Below are 19004 nucleotides of genomic sequence, written 5' to 3' on the forward strand. Positions count from 1 at the left end.
AGAGGTAAACCACCTCAACAAACACTATGGAAAACTTTTCAGTATGGAGGGATGAAGTCAGCGGACCATCTTTCCCAAGTCTGAGCGGAGAGCTCGAAGCCGACGTGGTAATCGTTGGCGGGGGAATAACAGGGATCACCGCAGCCTACCTCTTGTCAATAGCAGGGAAATCAGTAGTTGTGCTCGAAGCATTAGGTGTGGGCCAGAGCTCCACCGGATATTCAACCGGAAATCTTTATGCCACCGTGGGAGGGGAAGGACTACACTCCATCAGCATGAAGTTCAATGAAGCCAGGCTGACTGAAGTAGTGCAGTCAAGGGCTGCCGCTGTTGACCTCATCGAGGAGATTATTGCCGTGAATGGTATAGAATGCGACTTTAAAAGGGTTCCCTGGAGTTTGTTTACCGTTGAGGGACAGAGGAAGTCTTTTGTTGATAAAGAAAGGACCGCAGCTGCCGCGGCAGGCTTAACTGTGCTGTCTGAGGTGCCTTATACCTGGCCTGTTGCAGACGGTTTTACTGTACCCAATCAGGCACAGTTCAATCCTCTGAAATATGTGGTTTCGCTCGCAAACAAGATCGAGTCTCCCACCTGCCGGATCTTTGAACACAGCCGTGTGACAAAGGTAGAAGAGGGAGACGTTTGTGTAGTGGAAACTGAGGCGGGAAGAGTTCGCGCATCTAATATCATCATGGCGACGCACACACCAAAGGGGCTTTATATGGTTCATACCAGCATGGGCCCGTATCGGGAATATGCTGTTGCTGCCCTTGCAAAAGGCTCATACCCCGAATCTGGAACTTACTGGGAGATGCAGGAGAGCGAACACTACTCCATACGTACTTACGACTCGCCAAAGGGACGAATTATCATGGTCCTCGGTGAGATGCACAAGGTAGGGCAGAAGGAAGAAAATCTGGAATGCTACGAGAAACTCGAAGCGTTTCTCCGGAAGCGGTTTGATGTGGGAGAAGTTGTCTATAAATGGTCAGCTCAGCAATATAAACCCGCCGACAGCATTCCTTACATCGGACTCAGTTCGGGAAATTCGAAAACCTATATTGCCACTGGCTTCGCAGCTGACGGTCTGACGTATGGGACCCTGGCAGCGATGATTATCAGTGATGCGATCCTTATCAAACCAAATCCGTGGAGTAAGACATACGAGGCATCGCGTATCACTCCTCTTGCGTCGGCTTCAAACTTCCTGAAAGAAAACGTTAACGTCGCCTACGAGCTGGTGAAAGACTTGTTAACCACAGATGCCGACAGCTTCAAGGAGGTAAGGACATATGAGGGGAAGATCATGGAGCTGGAAGGATCGAAGTATGCAGTGCACCGCGACGGCGAAGGTGAGCTGCATATCGTTATAGCAATTTGTCCTCACATGGGTTGCGTGGTGCACTGGAACACAGCGGAGCAGTCCTGGGATTGTCCCTGTCATGGAAGCCGCTTCTCAAAGGACGGAGAGGTGCTCGAAGGTCCGGCAATCAATCCCCTGAAGAAAGTATCGGCTGCCGGAAAGCAATAAATGGCAGGAAAGTAAATTTCGATATTGAAAGCAATTTTAATTAATACTATAATTGTACTCAAATAATTCACATATGAGAAGAGCGAACAAATCGCTGAGTATGGGCATGCTTTTGGTTGCCCTTTCGTTAACTCTGAAACATTTTTTTGTTCAGTTGCCCGACTTCTTGATGGGGCTCCTGCTGGGCTCGGGCATTGGTCTGGAACTTCTCGGTATCTATGCCATGAAGCACGATCTTACCCCGGTGAGGAATTTTAAAAAGAAGATTTTTAACAAGATCATCGGAAAGGGAGCATAATGACCAAATCTCCCATTTAAAGACAGATAAGCTTCAGACGAAACATTCATGAGTTGTAACAGTATACTGTTACCTCTAACCTTAACTTCCGGAAAGAGCTTCAGACGAAACATTCATGAGTTGTAACCCTGCAGGTTCCTGGCTGTTCGGGGATTAAGGTACCGCTTCGGACAAAATATTCGTCAGTTGTAACCCTGAATAGGGATGTAGCTGATTGAAAGTCATTCTTAACCCTGAAAGCTTAGCGAATCGATCGCACTGACGTCTTTCAAAATGATTAACGATCTCGCCGGCGAGGTCTGAGGAGCAAATGCAGGATGGCATGGCCCTCAGTGTGTAAAGACAGACTGGTGTCAGGACAATGCCGGCTCCATATCAACAGTACCGAAGGGGCGTAGAAGGTTCTGCGGCACTGTTAAAAAACAGGTTCATTATAATAAAAAAAAGCCGCTTTTTGAGCGGCTTTTTCCAACTAACCAACTTAACTTATAACCCTAATCCAAACAATATTCTCTACACTCTCTTTTACTGGTAATCAGCCAGAAAGGTTACAGAAAATTTAAAAAAGTCATCGCGTGCTACTGCGCTGATACCTTGTTTCTCCCTGCCTTTCCTGTTAGCCTATAGTCGACTGTTCCCCAAAATTGGCAGGGTCAATTCCGGAAGGGCCGGCTTTGGTATTGAAGGGGGAAATACCTGGCACTGCCCATGCTGCGCTCATCGCTTTCGATTTGCGGGCCGCCCGCTTGGATCCGCCTATGGGTGGTGGAGGACCAGTTCAAAGCTACCGACCATTAATGAATGACAGAAGCCTACGAATGAACGCAGTAAGATAATAGGACAGCGAAATTGCGTCCGACTTGTTAATTGAATATAACGAGGAATATAAAAAAGCCGGAAATCAATAAGGCCTGACTCGCTACTCATCTGCAAAGAAACATTTAAGCCTCATCTAAATACCTACTGTAATCCCACCTTTTATAGTCAAAAGGTGGGATCATGGTGGTATATTCGTGCGGGAATAGTAGCCGGAGAGCGAGCAAGGGGATACCCGGAAGCTGCGTAGAAGTGTAGCTATACTCATCGACTCTTTTCTCAGAGCATACCGCCAGGTTCCTCAGCTGGGACGGATCATACTATTCCACTGCTTTGATGATAATTCTAACCGGGGAAATTCGCTTAAATCGTGATACCCGAATATAAGCACTTCGGGGTGAAGGTTAGCGGGGTTTCGAATGGCATTCAGAGATTGAATTCTTAGCATTTCATCATCAGCACGTAACCTGGCAAGCTGGCTGACCGGATGGTCAGCATCCTGAAGTTCTGTACGAAATAGTAGGCCTCTCCTGCATATAGTAAGCACATACCATCACTGATGACTGCGATGCCGCAGTGCCCAAGGGTGTGCCCGAAAGGTGGTACCAGGGTCTTTTGTTCTTCAAATTTACTCATGAGACCTCATGTTGTCGCCATCTTTGAAATGCAGTCGCCGGAAGATCAGTCCCGAAAGGATCGTTAAGCTACCAACCACTAGAAAGGTATACCTGAAAGCATTATGAATTTCATCGTGTATCAGCTTCGTATCGCCCTGAAAAATCTTCAGCACAATGAGCCCGAAGGCGACGCCAAAGCCAATTGCCAGTTGTTGATTCACTGAAACTAAGGAATTTCCACTGCTGGTGTGATACTGTCTCAGATCGGCTATTGAAATGGTATTCATCGAAGTGAACTGAATAGAGTTAAAGAACCCCAGCACCGCAATAATAGGAATATACCAGTAAATCGAAGTGTTCGCTGCCGGAATGGCCATGCTGCAAATTAAGAGACCGATCACGAACGTATTAACCATTAATGTAATGCGATAGCCATACCTGTTTAAGATCCTGATTACGGCAGATTTTCCAAACATGGCGGTTATAGCCATTGGTGCAACGATCCATCCGGAAGTTACGGCGGACTCGCCATAGGCAATCTGGATCATCATTGGGAGCAGTAAGGGGATGGAGCTGATACCCAGCCGTGTTGCCAGGTTCCCTAATATCCCTACTCTGAAGGTTCTCACCTCGAATAAATTCAAAGGAAAGATGGGATTATTGTCTTTTGAAGCGTGGCGATAGTAAAAATAGAGCATTAAAAAACCGGATAAAAGAACCACTAATACCGGCGTGATATGCACGGTATTCCCAAATAACTCCAGGGAAATCGAAAGTAGCAAAGAGGCGGCAGCGAAAATGAGAAAGCCTTTAAGATCGAAATCTATGATCCGCGATTTATAGTCAGGCATATATCTTACACTGAGCAGAATGCCGCTCAGTCCGATTGGGATATTGATCAGGAAGATCCAGTGCCATGATAAATAATCGACCATATAGCCTCCCACCAGCGGCCCGAGAACAGGGCCAATTAAAGCAGGAACGATAGCGAAATTCATCGCCCTAAGTAATTCATTTTTTGGAAAGGTTTTAATCAGCGCTAATTTTCCAACAGGTGTCATTAAACTTCCCCCTACCCCCTGTATCATCCGGGAGATCACCAGTTGCGTCAAATTTTGCGAGAGCGAACAAAACAGGGACCCTGCGCTGAACAGCACCAGCGAAAAAATAAAAACCTTCCGGGTACCGAACTTATCCGAAATGAATCCGCTGACAGGCATAAATACGGCTAAGGTCAGCACATAACTGATGATGGCATTCTGCATGTTCAGAGGCGACTCCTCCAGATCCCTGGCAATGGCGGGCAGAGACGTGTTCAATATCGTCGAATCAAGCATCTGCATAAAAATGGCCGTAGCCAGAATAAGGGGAAGTATTTTTTTCGTAGGTTCGGAACTTTCGACTGATACCTTCAAATTCATATCAGCCCCTCCAGCTGTTCTGTAAATACCATAACTTATCCTAAACGGGGGTTAAATATAGCCTGCAGTAAGGTAACCGGAAAGAAGCATATATAGTTTGTATTAATCGGAGACCGGCAGTTTTAAGGTACAGACACACAGAGTGCGTTGGGGGCAGGCCAATGGCCGAAGCCTTACAAAACAGACACCTCCGTGAGTTGACGTAAAGTGAAGATAGATGGGGTCGATGTAGTTCATTTGCGCATAGTAAGCTGTGTTCAATTTTTGTAAGTTTGTTAGATGGAATGTTCGTATATGAACAAGCTCTCATGTTCACTGATATTTCTGTTTCTTTTATTTCATAATGTTTCGGCCCGCGGACAACAGGATACGGTTTATTCTTATCTGCGTACGTTGCTGGAAAACAAAGAGGTGTATGTAAAGGATAAAAAGAATAAGATCTCTCAGATCAAAAATATGTTGGGGACCCCCAATATAAGTGACCTGCAGCGATATGAAATCAATCACAGACTGCATAATGAATACAAGACATTCATTTCTGATTCTGCGATTTTCTATACAATCCAAAACCTTGCAATAGCTGAGAAATTAAAACATCATACGTGGCTCAATGAATGCAGGCTCGATTTAGTATCTCTGTATATCATCGCAGGCATGTACATTGAATCACTTGATCTTTTGAAATCAATAGACAAGAAAGAACTCCCGGACTGGTTATTGATTAAATATTATGACAATTATAAACAGCTTTATAGCTACTATTCCCATAATAATCCCTATACAAGGGGCTATATCGGAAGAAGTAATTTGTACAGGGATTCTTTGTTAAATGTCCTGGATAAAAAGTCGAATCATTATAAAATAGTATACGCCGAAAAGCTTTATGATGCCGACAAATTAAATGAGGCAAAGAATATTTTGCAGGACATGCTTCATTCTACGACCTCCGATACACACGAAAAGGCTGTCCTTGCCTATGCCCTGGCTAATACATACGGAAAGGAGAGGAATATTAACCTGCAAAAATACTACTATGCCATCTCTGCAATCTGCGACATAAAAAATGCTATCAAAGAAAACGCATCGACAAAGGCTTTGGCATCTGTTCTTTATGAAACCGGTGAGCTCGAAGAGGCATACAAATGCATCAGATCGTCTATGGAAGATGCAATGTTTTGCAATGCGAGGCTTCGTACCTACGAGGTGTCTCAGGTATTTCCCATTATCGACTCCGCTTATAAAAGAAAAATAGACGGGAAAAATAAAACCCTCCAGTTATATCTTTTATTGGTCAGCATATTATCGCTTTTCCTTATCATGGCAATTGTATTTGTTTACAGGCAGATGAAGAGAATTGTCCGCATCAGGAAAGAGTTATACCAAACCAATGCCAGGTTAAGCGAACTGAACAATGAAATGCATAGCACGAATGGCCGGTTACAGGTAGTGAATGATGAACTCTTAAAGGCGAATGAAAGCCTCTCGGAAGCTAATCAGATAAAAGAAACCTATATAGGTCATTTTTTGGATTTGTGTTCAACATACATTGATAAACTGGAAAAATATCAAAATAGCCTCAACAGAAAGGCAATCGAAAGAAAGCTGGATGAATTATGCAGGATGCTGAAATCCCGGGATATGATAGATAATGAACTGAAAGAGTTATACGAGAATTTTGATAACACCTTTCTGCATCTCTATCCTAACTTTGTTGAAGAATTTAATTCACTACTGGTTCCGGGGGAGCAGTTCGTCCTCAAGGCCGGTGAAGTGCTGAACGTCGAACTGCGGATTTTTGCACTGATACGCCTGGGTATAACAGACAGCTCAAGGATTGCCCGGTTCCTCCATTATTCCGCGAATACCATTTACAGTTACCGGACAAGAGCCCGCAACAAAGCGGCCGTACCGCGTGAAAAATTTGAGAGTATGGTCATGAAAATAGGCTATCCTGTGAAAAAGTAACAGATATTATATCTATATTTTTTTATGTTTTCATGGCTGTAAAGTCTTGTTTTACAGTTGGTTGTTTTTTATTCTTGTCTATATTCCAACGATATGCGTTTCCTTAATCGCCTGCCTCTCTATACGTTTGTGTTCTGAAACTTCGCCGGCTGATGCTATCGACAATTAGCATTGGAAATCCGGTAAACCCAATTAACAATTAATTCATTTATAAACCCAAAAAAAGGAAAGGATGAAAAAACTTTACGTACAACGATTCTCCCTTTTTGTTCTGTGGCTGCTTTTTTCCCTGGGTGCTTCCGCTCAAACGCAGCACAAGATCATAGGCGTTGTCTCTGACGAGACAGGACAAAGTGTTATCGGAGCATCAGTCAGGATAAAAGGGACAACGACCGGTGCACAAACAGACACAGACGGGCGCTTTTCGTTAAGTGCTAACAGCAACTCCGTTATTGTGGTTTCTTACGTGGGATATCTGCCGCAGGAGATACCCGTTGGTACAAAGACCGAATTCAGAATTGTATTAAAGGAAGATGCCCGCTTGTTAAATGAAGTGGTTGTGGTAGGCTATGGAACGGTCCGCAAAAAGGATCTGACGGGTTCTCTTTCTTCAGTGGGTGCTAAAGTCATCCAGGAAAAGCCGGTGGCCAATATTGGAGAGGCCTTACAGGGACGGGCAGCAGGTGTTCAGATTGTCAATTCCGGGACGCCGGGAAGCAATGTAAGTATCCGCGTTCGGGGATTGGGATCTATAAATAACTCCGATCCGCTATTGGTCATAGATGGTGTCCCAACCGATATCCCTTTGAATGTGCTGAACCAGAATGATGTGGAGACAGTCGATGTTCTTAAGGACGCTTCGGCGACAGCAATTTATGGCTCCCGTGGGGCTAATGGCGTAGTGCTGATCACCACAAAGAAAGGAAAATCAGGAGATGGCGTTATGTCGGCCGGTGTAAACTGGGGGATGCAGGATGCCACCAGTGTCCCCAGGATGCTAAATGCCGCGCAATTCGCGTCGCTGCACAATGAAATGATGGCGAATAATAATGAAAGACAGCGCCCTGATTTTGCGGATCCGCTCTCCTGGGGGAGGGAACTGACTGGGCCGATGCTTTGCTTCGGACTTCATCAATCCGCAATTATACGGCGTCTTATTCAGGAGGTAATGAGAAAAGTAATTACTACGTGTCCGGCGGGGTGCTGAACCAGGATGGTATTGTCATCAATACGGCGTATCGCCGCTATACGTTTCAGTTCAATAACGAGGCAAAGGTAAGGCCGTTTTTAAAGTTCGGTAACAATCTCACGCTAAGTCATGACGAAAAAAAGAACGGATCGTACAGTGTCCTCAACTCACTAGCGTCATTACCTACCCAGCCGGTATTAAACGAAGACGGAACGTATTCGGGGCCGGGAGCTGAATCTAAATTTTATGGTGACCTGCGTAATCCGATAGGTACCGCTATGCTCGAATCCAATACAACTAGAGGATATAATCTGCTGGGGAATTTATATGGAGAGCTGTCTCTTTTTGAGAAGGTAACCTATCGAATGACCGGAGGTGTCGATTTCAAATTCTGGGATAACCTGAACTTCTCTCCAAAGTATAACTGGACCCCCATACCGGTTCCGAACTCCTACAGGGGCGAGAGTTCCAATAAAAGCCTTACCTATCTGTGGGATAATACTCTCACCTATGCAGATGTGTTCAATAAAAATCATCATCTGAATGTGATGATCGGGTCCAGTGCCCAGAACAATGTCTACAATTATATGAATGCGGCAGTAAAGGAATTTTTGTCCGATGACTATAGTCAACTCAACAACGGATTGCTTGATCCTACGGTAGGGGGAAGTAAAAATGAATGGGCACTGCTTTCATTCTTCGGCCGTGTAAATTATTCTTTTCGCGACAGATATCTCCTGACAGCCACTGTTCGTCGCGACGGTACCTCAAGGATAACAAAAGAGAACCGCTGGGGTACATTTCCCTCCTTCTCTGTGGCATGGCGCTTGTCGGAAGAACCTTTTTATAAGAGGAATAATATCCTGAACGATATTAAGATACGCGCCGGGTATGGTGTTACAGGTAATCAGGCCGTTCTAGATAACTATGCAGCCGTTACACGTCTGAAGACTGCTCAGTATGTCTTTAATGGATCGCCGGTTTCGACATTGTATCCACTGGTAATGCCAAATCCTGATATAAAATGGGAAACAGTAAAACAGGGTAACATAGGTTTTGATGCAACACTAATTAGCCGGCGTATGAACTTAACGTTCGACGCTTATATCAAAAAAACCACGGATATGCTCGTCGCCATGGTTGTGCCGATCACAACCGGATATTCAGATATATATACCCCGATGATCAATGCGGGAGAAGTACGCAACAAAGGGTGGGAGCTCACGATATCCAGTCAAAACATGAAAGGGCGGTTTGAATGGAATACGGATTTTAACTTGTCGTATAATAAAAACAAGGTATTGAAATTGAATAACGGAACGCCTATTTATTATGGCTATCAGTCACATACCGAAGGGCGTCCCGTAGGCTCCTTCTATGGATGGGTGACTAATGGATTGTTCCAGAACTGGGAGCAGGTGAACAACTACGCCTTTCAGTATCAGGGTAATAGTTCTGCAAGCGGAACTGCGCCGGGCGATATCAGGTTCCGGGATATAAACAATGACGGAGTGGTTAACGACTATGACCGCACATACATTGGTAACCCTACACCTGCGTGGAATTTCGCGATGAACAATAGTTTCGCATACCGCAACTTTGATTTGCAGTTATACGTGCAGGGGGTAGCCGGGAACGACATCTATAATGCCAACCGCGTTACCCTTGAGGGCATGTACACCGTCAGGAACCAAACGGTAAAAGTGCTTGACCGCTGGACTGGTGAGGGTACAAGTAATTCCATACCCCGTGCTGTATATAGTGATCCAAATAAAAACACACGCAATTCGAATCGTTTTATCGAGGACGGGGCATATCTGCGCCTTAAAAACCTCACCATCGGATATTCGCTCCCTTCAGCATTTGCACGGAAGGCTTACCTGAACAATCTGCGGGTGTATATGTCGGCTCAAAACCTGCTCACCCTGACTGATTATTCTGGGTTTGACCCCGAAGTACAGGGAGGGGTAGACAATAGCAATTATCCTCTTACGAGAACCATCAGTTTTGGTGTCAGCATGAAGCTTTAAATAACAAAAGCATACAATTATGAAAAGAATTATATACGCAGGGTGTATTCTGTTAATGTTTTTTCTCGTCTCCTGCTCTGACTTTCTGGATAAGGAACCTTTTGAGGATCCAAGCGCGGAAACAATTAATGATGAGGCTTCCGCAATAGCTCTGACGAATGCAGCATACCAGCCGATGCAGCGTCCCAAATTGTATAACATGCGGATGTGGACACTTGATATTGTTGCGGGAAACAGCGAAGTCGGTGCCGGAGGCGGCGACGATGGTATAGAGACCATTCAGCTTGCAAACTTTGTTGCCGGACCAGATAATTTTGCAGCTGTTGATCTCTGGCGCGGGCCGAATCCCGGAGTCCTGTATTGTAACACAGTCCTGGCAAATATTCCGGGAATGAACATAAGTCAGGATATAAAGAACCGCTGCATTGGCGAAGCAAAATTTCTGCGTGCCAGTTATTACTTCATACTCGTTCAGTTATTTGGTGACGTTCCGTTAAGCCTGAGTCCCGCAAAGCCGGGCGACGATCTTTTTCCGGCGCGGACCAGTAAAGAGGCGATCTATAAGGACGTGATCATTCCTGATTTACTCGATGCGATCAACCTTCTGCCCCGGCGTGAAGAATACAGCAGTAAGGACCTTGGGCGTGCAAGCAAGGGGCTGCCGCCGGTATGCTCGCAAAAGTATATCTTACAACAGGGCAATATCAGAAGTGTATAGAGATGTGTAACCTGGTTGAAAGTCTTGGTTATGCTCTTAACCCCGATTATGGTGATTGTTTTGGGGGAGAGAAGAGGAATAAGAACACAATAGAATCGCTGTTCGAGGTGCAGTATTACGGACTTACCGATGCTGGCTTTTGGGATGATGAGAACCAGGCGTCATGGTTAAGTACCTATATGGGGCCCCGTAATAGCGGTTGGGTAGGAGGTGGTTACGGATGGAACCAGCCAACCCAGGAATTTGTCGATCAGTATGAATCCGGCGATTTACGCAAAGACAAGACCATCCTTTATGAAGGAGGTCCTTTTTTCGACGGGAAACAATATAAAAGTACGATGTCGTCTACCGGATATAATGTCCGCAAATTTTTGGTACCCCTTTCTGTTTCCCGCGACTATAATACAAATTCTGCAAATATCGTGGTACTGCGTTACGCGGATGTATTACTGATGAAAGCAGAAGCTTTAAATGAGTTGGGAAACACAGTAGCCGCCCAGGATCCATTGTATGAGGTGCGCAAGCGTGCAGGACTCAATAGCAGGAGTGATGTGGAGAGCCTGAATCAGGACCAGATGCGGGAAAAGATACGGCATGAGCGGCGCATGGAGCTTGCGTTTGAAGGGCACCGCTGGTTTGACATGATCAGATGGGATAACGGTCAGTACGCTCTGAACTTCCTGCATTCCATAGGAAAAGTGAATGCGCAAAGGAAACACCTGCTGTTACCCATACCTCAGAAAGAAATAGACGCAAACCTTAATTTAAAACAAAATCCTGGTTATTGAGCGCCATGAACGATTTGCGCAGCAAATCGGTGCTGTTTGAATGATGATGGTAGGTCCATCGGTATCGGCTTACAGGAGCAGGTATCAAACCGCTGCTAAGTTGCTTTGGTAAAGAGCCAAGGTGGGAAGCGTTAGCAGAAAAGGCATCACAGAGGTGTCAGGTAAGTATAAAGAAGACGAATGAAAATGAACTGCCGAAGAGGCGTCGAAAGGATTAGATGATGTCAAAAGTAAAGTACAGTATCACTTTATTATCAGTTGGGAGGACAACCTGTTTACTGTCCCGGCGGCATCCGGCGTATAGGCAGCGTGAGCTTTATACAGGCATTCAAACGGAACTTGGGAACCTGTGGGAACGATGCGAAGAGAAAAGGACAAGCGGAAGAACCCGCAAGTCCGAAAGTATCGATGCGTTCCACAGGGGCAGAGCCACCCGTAGTAGTGATGACTGCTTTGGAAACATAGCAAGAGCGAAGGGGGGCGTTATCAGGCGCTGTACATTAATAGAAACTGTTTAAGGGGCAACCTACAGGAGGTATAAGATATGTACAGGCCAAAACCAAATTGTATTTCGAGAAAGTCGGTGCAGGAAGCCTACTTGAAGATCAAAGCCAATAAAGGGGCAGCAGGTGTAGACCAGATGAGCATGGAAGCTTTTGAAAAAGAGCGACAGAAACATCTGTATAAGCTCTGGAACCAAATGAGTTCCGGCAGCTACATGCCCCCTTCAATCAAGTTGGTGGAGATACCCAAGAAAGATGGCGGTAAAAGGCCATTAGGCATACCCACCATAACCGACCGTATCGGACAAGCGGTAGTAGCGGAGAAATTGGGAAAGGTGGTCGACAACCTTTTCCATGATGATTCCTACGGCTACCGAGCTAGGAAATCTGCACTACAGGCAGTTGCCAAAGCACGTGAAAGGTGCTGGGAATATCACTGGCTGCTGGATGTAGATATCAAAGGGTTCTTCGACAAGATTCCGCATGACTTGCTTATGCTGGCAGTGGAGAAACATGCAGAGGAGCAATGGATGGTACTGTACATCAAAAGATGGCTGGTAGCCCCCTTGCGACTGGAAGACGGAACAATAGTACCACGGACGAAGGGTGTGCCGCAAGGCTCCGTTATCGGCCCGATACTATCGAACCTCTACCTGCATTACGCAATGGATATGTGGCTGATGGCCAACTATCCTGACCTTGCATTCGAACGCTATGCGGACGATGCGGTCATTCATTGCAGAACCGAAGGACAAGCCATCCGCTTAAAGGAGTTATTGGGCAAACGGTTGAAAGATTGCGGGCTGGAAATGCACGAAGACAAAACAAAAATAGTCTTCTGCAAAGACAGTAACCGCAATGCGAAAACGCCAAAAATAGTGTCGTTCGACTTCCTTGGTTACACGTTCAAGCCCAGACAGGCACAGAACAGCCAGCGAAAAGAAAACTTCACTTGCTTCTTGCCGGGAGTAAGCACAAAAGCATTGACAGCAATGAATAAAAAGCTGAACGAGATGCCGATACTGCGCACACCGGGCATTGAGATAGAAGAAGTTGCCAAAACAATAAATCCTGTCCTGCAAGGTTGGGTCAACTACTACGGGAAATTCTATAGTGCAAAGCTAAGAAGCTTTATGCAAAGAATAAACGCAAAGCTGGCCAACTGGGCAATACGGAAATACAAAGGGTTAAGAAGCAGTGTGACCAGAGCAATGAAGTGGGTAAGCAGTTTATACAACCGCAAACCCAACCTGTTCGCTCATTGGACATTCGGTGCAAAACCCAAACTGGAATATAGATAACGGGAGCCGTATGCGCGGAGACGTGCACGTACGGTTCTGAAAGAATCTCAGGCTGAAATGCCTGGGTTTACTTACTGATAATCCAAAGACTTTAACATGAAAACCATATACAATTTAGTAATCGGAATATTGCTGGTGCTTCCATCACTGCTCGTTTCATGCAAAGACGATTATATGGAAACTAACCTGGGCAATCAGCCGCTGTCACTGTCTGTTAGCAGTCAGAAATTACTACTCGATATAACGGCACCTCAAAGCAACGCGGTTACGTTTCAATGGACCGCAGGATCTAACTTTAATACGAATGCAGCCATCACGTACACATTTGAGCTGGGCCTCAGTGGCAGCAATTTTGCAAACAGCATTAAAACCGAGCAGGGGCAGGGCAAAAACTCGGTCTCGTATACTACAGCCGCAATCAATGAGATTCTTATTGACCAGTTTGGAGTAGCACCAGGTGTTGAAGCAGAACTGGAGGCCAGGGTAACGGCGAAGGTTCATAATGAAAGCATACCTCCCCAGGTCTCAGAAACGGTTAAGATCAGAGTGACGGGCTATAAGCCGGTTTCTTCAATACTTTATTTGATTGGTGATGCTGCGCCGAATGGCTGGAACGCTGATGAGGCAACTAAGATGAATACAGTTTCGGGAGCGGCAGGAGGTTTTGTATGGCAGGGTAAGCTGAGGGCAGGCAGCCTGAAGTTCATCACTACCCCTGGGCAGTTCCTGCCATCGTACAACCGGGGAAGCGATGATACGAAATTGCTCTTCCGGGAAGACGAGAGCAGCCCTGATGATAAATTTACAATTCCAACAACAGGGATCTATAAAGTGTCTGTGAATATCATCAGCCTCTCTATTCATATTGAGGCTCTGGATGCCCCTGAATATAGTGAACTTTGGTTTGTGGGTAATCCTACGGGATGGAGTTTTAAACCAATGACGGCCGATGCCTCCGATCCGTTTATTTTCTATTACAATGCCGACTTGTCTGCGGGTGGTGAGTTTAAGATAGCCACACAGCCGACTTTTGATCAAAGCACTGTTTTTCTGCGGCCGGAAACGAACGGGCATGCAGCCGGGAAAAATCAGAACGTTGTAAAATGGTCGGAAAGCGAAAAGCCTGGAGGGGCAAATGATTACAAATGGAATATTTCGGGAGGAGTCTACAAGATAAGACTGGATATCCGGGATATGAAGATCGATATCATTCCATTTACTCCGTATCCGGTTATTTATCTCGTTGGCGACGCTACTCCGGGCGGATGGAGCATTGACAATGCTACTCCGATGGCGCCGCTGAGTGGTGATCCTTATAAGTTTAGCTGGACAGGAACTCTTAACGCCGGGGAATTTAAGTTCTCCTGTGATAAAAAAAGCGATTGGAACGGCGACTGGTTTTTAGCCAGCCAGGCGGGCATAGAGCCATCAGGCGACGCCGAACAAATGATATTCAGTGCCAGCGGATCTAATCCCGACAATAAATGGAAGATAACAAGTCCGGGCACATATATCATTGAGTTAGATCAGCTAAAGCAAACCGTAAAAATCAGAAAGCAATAATGAAGAAGATATATCTATCGTTCGCGCTGTGTGTGGCAGTGTTTGTCAGTGGATGTGAAGACTACTACGATACAAAAAACGACCCTGTTGTATACGGTGAAACCTATTTTAATTCCGATCTGCATACTGACAAGGCGTGTTACAAGCCGGGAGAAACCGTACATTTCAGCTTAAAGGAAATACCTGCCGGGAATGTAAAAGTGCGTTATTCACATCTCGGGCAAACTATTAAGGAGGAGAATTTAAGCTCCGCCTCCTGGAGCTGGACTGCCCCAACTGACGACTACCGCGGATACATGATTGATATTTATGAAGAGACCGGGGGCAAAGAGAAGATTTATCAGAGCATTGCTGTTGATGTTTCTTCCGACTGGAAAAAGTTTCCCCGCTATGGCTTTCTGTCATCTTACGGGAATTTGCCGGGCACAATTATCGGGAACAATATTAATAATCTGAACAGGTACCATATCAATGGGATTCAGTTTTACGACTGGATGAGCGATCATCAACGCCCTCTCGCAGGCACCGCTGATAAACCGGCGTCCTCATGGCCCGACCTGATAGGGCGTACCAATTACTTGTCGACCGTAAAAGGATATATCGACGCCGCACACAGTAAAGGGATGAAGGCTATGTTTTATAATCTTGCCTACGGTGCTCTTAACACTGCCGCCGCCGATGGGGTAAAAGAAGAATGGTATCTTTTTAAAGATGCTAACCATTCCGTAAAGGATCAGCACACGCTCGATCCGCCTTTCCGGAGCAGTATATATTTAACCGATCCCGGAAATGCGGCGTGGCAAAATTATCTCAAAGGGAGGAACAACGATGTGTATGCTGTGTTCGGTTTTGATGGATTTCATATCGACCAGCTGGGCAACAGAGGGACTGTGTATAACTATAACGGTGAAGCAGTAAACCCCGGAGAAGCCTTCATGCCATTTATAGCTTCGATGAAGCAGGCAAATCCGGATAAACGGTTGGTGATGAATGCAGTTGGGCAATATGGACAGCAGCAAAGCATCGCGAAATCTGACGTTGACTTTCTTTACACGGAAGTATGGGACGAAAGTAAGACCTTTGATCAGTTAGCCAGTGTAATAACAGATAACGACTCTTACAGTAACCACAGCAAGCCGACTGTACTGGCAGCATATATGAACTATGCAAAGTCCAATAGTACAGGTTTTGTGAATTTGCCGGGAATCCTGCTCGCAAATGCCGTCATATTTTCATTCGGCGGAGCACATCTTGAACTGGGCGAACATTACCTGGCGAATGAATATTTCCCCAATGCAAATTTGCAGATGAAGCGTGATGCGAAACGTGATTTAATGCATTATTATGATTTTCTTGTAGCTTATCAGAACTTGCTTCGGGACGGTGGTGCCTTCTCATCCATCCGCGTGGAGTCTGCCGACGGCAAGCTGTCTTTTCAGGACTGGCCATCATCGCAGGGCAAGGTTGCCGTGTTAGGGAAAACCTTTGCCGTGAGGGATGTTGTGCATTTGATAAACTTTACCGATGCCACATCTATGGAGTGGCGTGACACAAACGGCACGCAGAAAGAACCGGTGCAGGTGACAGATGTGAGGGTAAAAATAGCAGCATCCAAAACCGTTACTAAAGTATGGCTGGCATCCCCCGATATAAACGGCGGCGTGGCGCAGCGTCTCGATTTTAAGCAGTCAGGTACAGAAATCAGCCTGACAATCCCGTCTCTTAAGTATTGGGATATGGTTGTTTTAGAATATTAAACAAGAAAACCGGTAATAATGATTAAAAAAGGTTTGTTGATTTTATTGGGATTTGTGCTTCCTTCGGTAACACTCTTTGCTGCAGACTGCGTTTCCTACACGAAAAAAGGTAATCAGGTAATATTTAACTGCCGCGACGGTTCGAAATTGTCACTGACAATCAACAGCAGTTCTGTGGTTAAAGTGTGGTTTGACCGTGCCGGCAAGTTTGTCCGGACTAACAAATCGTTTGCAGTGGTAAATGAGCGCCTGGAAGAAGTGGGCGAGATCAATGTGAATGAGGAACCTGCATGTTATGAACTCTTCACCGCGAAGCTTCGTATCCGGGTTAACAAGAGCCCGATGCAATTGCAGATATTTGATAAGTGGCAAAAGCTGATCTTCAGCGATTTTAAAGACAAAGGACATATTTCTGATTCGGGAACTGTTAAAGCATATAAGATCCTGCGGAGCGATGAGCAGTTCTTCGGACTGGGTGAGAAGACAGGACCGCTGAACCGGCGCGGCCGCTCGTATAAAATGTGGAACAGTGACCGGCCCTGTTACAGTGTTACCGAAGACCCCCTGGCTAAAAGTATCCCCTTCTTTATGAGCAGCTATCGTTACGGTATATTTCTCGATAATACCTATAAAACCGAATTTAAGTTCGGAACAGAATCGGATGAGTATTATTCGTTTGAAGCAGCAGGTGGCGCTTTTGTCTACTATTTCGTCTTTGGCAAAGATTACAAAGACATTATGGAACAATATATTTCCCTGACAGGGAAGCCTATTATGCCTCCAAAATGGGCATTGGGTTTTGCGCAGTGCCGCGGACTTTATACAAAAGAAAGCCAGGCTCTGGAGATTGCGGCAGAATTCAGGAAACGCCGTATCCCATGCGATATTATCTATCAGGACATAGGGTGGACGCAAAACCTTCAGGACTTTGAGTGGCGAAAGGGAAACTATACCGACCCTAAAGGTATGCTCAGAAAGCTGAAGCAACAGGGCTTTAAAATGATCGTCTCCCAGGATCCGGTGATTTCCCGGCGTAATACCGTCCAATGGGAGGAGGCCGAAAAATCCGGTTATTTTGTGAAGGATGCCCGCACCGGAAAGTCATATGATATGCCCTGGCCATGGGGCGGAAATTGTGGAGTGGTGGATTTTACAAAGCCGGAAGTAGCTGACTGGTGGGGAAAATATCAGCAGAAGCCGATTGACGACGGGATTAGCGGGTTTTGGACCGACATGGGCGAGCCGGCCTGGAGTAATGAGGAAGACGTCGACCGGCTGCACATGAAACATCATATCGGTATGCATGGGGAGATACATAACGTGTACGGATTGACCTGGGACAAGGTAGTAAAAGAGCAGTTTGAAAAGCGTAATCCTAACCGGCGTATATTCCAGATGACCCGTTCGGCGTATGCCGGACTTCAGCGCTATACGTTTGGATGGACAAACGACAGCGGTAATGGCAACGATGTCCTTCAAGGTTGGGGCCAGCTGGAAAACCAGGTGGCAGTGGGCATCTCCGCCGGACTGGGCGGAATCCCGTTCTGGACTACCGACATTTCCGGCTATTGCGGTGACATTACCGATTACCAGGCGATGAGCGAGCTGTATACCCGATGGATGCAGTTTGGCGTATTCTGTCCTCTCAGCCGTGCGCACCATGAGGGAGACAACGCTGTTGAGCCCTGGCGGTTCGGTGAGGTAGCCGAAAAAAACAGCAAAGCCGCAATTGAGTTAAAATACCAGTTGTTCCCATACCTTTATACGTATTCACGAAAAGCACATGATACCGGGCTCCCCATTACCAGGGGCCTGTTCATGGAATATCCTGATGATGCGGAGGCCGTAAAAATTAATGATCAGTTCCTCTTTGGGGAGGAGATGCTGGTTGCTCCTGTTCTGAAAAAAGGAGAGAGGGTAAAAAAACTTTACCTGCCCGAAGGCGAGTGGATCGATTTTAACGATAAAAAAACAGTTTATTTGGGCGGGCAAATGATTGCTTACCGCGCACCTCTCAGCACCATCCCGGTTTTTGTTAAAAAAGGTTCCGTTATACCCATGATGCCCGTAATGCAGTATATCGGCGAGAAAAAGGATTATCCCCTGTTCGTGCATATCTTTCCGGCTTATGAAGACGAATCAGCCTCTTTTGAACTATATGAAGACGACGGGGAGGATCTCGGCTACCTGAGAGGAGTATATTCCTTAACGAAGGTGACATGTACTACCCTGGCTAATGGCTACGAAACAGCTATCACCCCGGCGGATAAAGACTTCAGGCAGTCAGAAAACAGAAGTATTGTATTAAAATACCATTTAGATAAAAGTCCCTCTCAGGTGACAATAGGGAATAAAACAGTTAAAAACGTTGGGGAAGAAGCGATTGCTGCAGATCTGGAAGGCGACAGATCCTCAGCGGGCTGGTCCTGGAATGACGTTACGAAAGAATGCTGGGTCAAGCTTCCTGATGAGAGAAAACATGTAAACATATCAATCAGATAATATA

The 19004-nt window shown here is 45.8% G+C and carries 13 protein-coding genes; 11 read left to right on the plus strand and 2 right to left on the minus strand.

All coding sequences use genetic code 11. The features are described from left to right. Nucleotides 1-26: 26 nt before the first annotated feature. On the plus strand, nt 27-1532 hold the full coding sequence (locus ACES2C_RS11645) for an FAD-dependent oxidoreductase (RefSeq protein ID WP_374163279.1): 1506 nt from the start codon (nt 27-29) through the stop codon (nt 1530-1532). A gap of 73 nt (nt 1533-1605) precedes the next feature. Further along, on the plus strand, nt 1606-1830 hold the full coding sequence (locus tag ACES2C_RS11650) for a hypothetical protein (protein WP_374163280.1): 225 nt from the start codon (nt 1606-1608) through the stop codon (nt 1828-1830). Between the two features lie 1257 nt (nt 1831-3087). On the opposite strand, the gene ACES2C_RS11655 is transcribed toward ACES2C_RS11650, so the two are convergent. Both ACES2C_RS11655 and ACES2C_RS11660 read right to left on the minus strand, forming a co-directional pair. Beyond that, nucleotides 3088-3282, minus strand: coding sequence for a hypothetical protein (locus ACES2C_RS11655; protein ID WP_374163281.1), 195 nt, complete (start codon nt 3280-3282; stop codon nt 3088-3090). Then, the gene (locus tag ACES2C_RS11660) at nt 3275-4684 is read right to left on the minus strand and encodes an MFS transporter (protein ID WP_374163282.1); all 1410 of its coding nucleotides are present in this window, start codon (nt 4682-4684) and stop codon (nt 3275-3277) included. The genes ACES2C_RS11655 and ACES2C_RS11660 overlap by 8 nt, the downstream gene beginning before the upstream one ends. A 294-nt stretch (nt 4685-4978) precedes the next feature. Between ACES2C_RS11660 and ACES2C_RS11665 the strand changes: the two genes are divergently transcribed. The 9 genes from ACES2C_RS11665 to ACES2C_RS11705 all read left to right on the plus strand — a co-directional run bounded on the left by ACES2C_RS11665 (nt 4979) and on the right by ACES2C_RS11705 (nt 19000). After that, nucleotides 4979-6649, plus strand: a complete 1671-nt coding sequence (locus ACES2C_RS11665) for a DUF6377 domain-containing protein (RefSeq protein WP_374163283.1) — start codon at nt 4979-4981, stop codon at nt 6647-6649. 232 nt (nt 6650-6881) lie between these two features. Continuing rightward, nucleotides 6882-7856 (plus strand): TonB-dependent receptor plug domain-containing protein, encoded by a 975-nt coding sequence (locus tag ACES2C_RS11670; RefSeq protein ID WP_374163284.1) that lies wholly within the window; start codon nt 6882-6884, stop codon nt 7854-7856. Next, complete coding sequence (locus ACES2C_RS11675; protein WP_374163285.1) at nt 7766-9868, plus strand: SusC/RagA family TonB-linked outer membrane protein; 2103 nt, start codon at nt 7766-7768, stop codon at nt 9866-9868. The genes ACES2C_RS11670 and ACES2C_RS11675 overlap by 91 nt, the downstream gene beginning before the upstream one ends. A 19-nt stretch (nt 9869-9887) precedes the next feature. Then, entirely contained in the window at nt 9888-10586 is a 699-nt protein-coding gene (locus tag ACES2C_RS11680; protein ID WP_374163286.1) for a RagB/SusD family nutrient uptake outer membrane protein, read from the plus strand. 2 nt (nt 10587-10588) lie between these two features. Beyond that, nucleotides 10589-11374, plus strand: a complete 786-nt coding sequence (locus tag ACES2C_RS11685) for a RagB/SusD family nutrient uptake outer membrane protein (protein ID WP_374163287.1) — start codon at nt 10589-10591, stop codon at nt 11372-11374. Nucleotides 11375-11918: 544 nt separating this feature from the next. After that, entirely contained in the window at nt 11919-13178 is a 1260-nt protein-coding gene (ltrA, locus tag ACES2C_RS11690) for a group II intron reverse transcriptase/maturase (RefSeq protein ID WP_374163288.1), read from the plus strand. A 96-nt stretch (nt 13179-13274) separates the two neighbouring features. After that, nucleotides 13275-14741 (plus strand): SusF/SusE family outer membrane protein, encoded by a 1467-nt coding sequence (locus tag ACES2C_RS11695; protein ID WP_374163289.1) that lies wholly within the window; start codon nt 13275-13277, stop codon nt 14739-14741. After that, entirely contained in the window at nt 14741-16498 is a 1758-nt protein-coding gene (locus ACES2C_RS11700; RefSeq protein WP_374163290.1) for a glycoside hydrolase family 66 protein, read from the plus strand. Before ACES2C_RS11695 ends, ACES2C_RS11700 begins: the two co-directional genes overlap by 1 nt. Nucleotides 16499-16516: 18 nt before the next feature. Continuing rightward, nucleotides 16517-19000 carry a glycoside hydrolase family 31 protein gene (locus ACES2C_RS11705; RefSeq protein ID WP_374163291.1) on the plus strand — a complete coding sequence of 828 codons (2484 nt, stop codon included), beginning with the start codon at nt 16517-16519 and terminating at the stop codon, nt 18998-19000. The last annotated feature ends 4 nt before the right edge of the window (nt 19001-19004 follow it).

Origin of the sequence: Arcticibacter sp. MXS-1 (assembly GCF_041902385.1) — a bacterium.
GTDB lineage: Bacteria > Bacteroidota > Bacteroidia > Sphingobacteriales > Sphingobacteriaceae > Arcticibacter.

What these genes read in the sequence shown, in the direction of transcription:
- ACES2C_RS11645 (WP_374163279.1), top strand. Translation starts at nt 27, where the DNA reads ATGGAAAACTTTTCAGTATGGAGGGATGAAGTCAGCGGACCATCTTTC.
- ACES2C_RS11650 (WP_374163280.1), top strand. Translation starts at nt 1,606, where the DNA reads ATGAGAAGAGCGAACAAATCGCTGAGTATGGGCATGCTTTTGGTTGCC.
- ACES2C_RS11655 (WP_374163281.1), bottom strand. Translation starts at nt 3,282, where the DNA reads ATGAGTAAATTTGAAGAACAAAAGACCCTGGTACCACCTTTCGGGCAC.
- ACES2C_RS11660 (WP_374163282.1), bottom strand. Translation starts at nt 4,684, where the DNA reads ATGAATTTGAAGGTATCAGTCGAAAGTTCCGAACCTACGAAAAAAATA.
- ACES2C_RS11665 (WP_374163283.1), top strand. Translation starts at nt 4,979, where the DNA reads ATGAACAAGCTCTCATGTTCACTGATATTTCTGTTTCTTTTATTTCAT.
- ACES2C_RS11670 (WP_374163284.1), top strand. Translation starts at nt 6,882, where the DNA reads ATGAAAAAACTTTACGTACAACGATTCTCCCTTTTTGTTCTGTGGCTG.
- ACES2C_RS11680 (WP_374163286.1), top strand. Translation starts at nt 9,888, where the DNA reads ATGAAAAGAATTATATACGCAGGGTGTATTCTGTTAATGTTTTTTCTC.
- ACES2C_RS11685 (WP_374163287.1), top strand. Translation starts at nt 10,589, where the DNA reads ATGTGTAACCTGGTTGAAAGTCTTGGTTATGCTCTTAACCCCGATTAT.
- ltrA (WP_374163288.1), top strand. Translation starts at nt 11,919, where the DNA reads ATGTACAGGCCAAAACCAAATTGTATTTCGAGAAAGTCGGTGCAGGAA.
- ACES2C_RS11695 (WP_374163289.1), top strand. Translation starts at nt 13,275, where the DNA reads ATGAAAACCATATACAATTTAGTAATCGGAATATTGCTGGTGCTTCCA.
- ACES2C_RS11700 (WP_374163290.1), top strand. Translation starts at nt 14,741, where the DNA reads ATGAAGAAGATATATCTATCGTTCGCGCTGTGTGTGGCAGTGTTTGTC.
- ACES2C_RS11705 (WP_374163291.1), top strand. Translation starts at nt 16,517, where the DNA reads ATGATTAAAAAAGGTTTGTTGATTTTATTGGGATTTGTGCTTCCTTCG.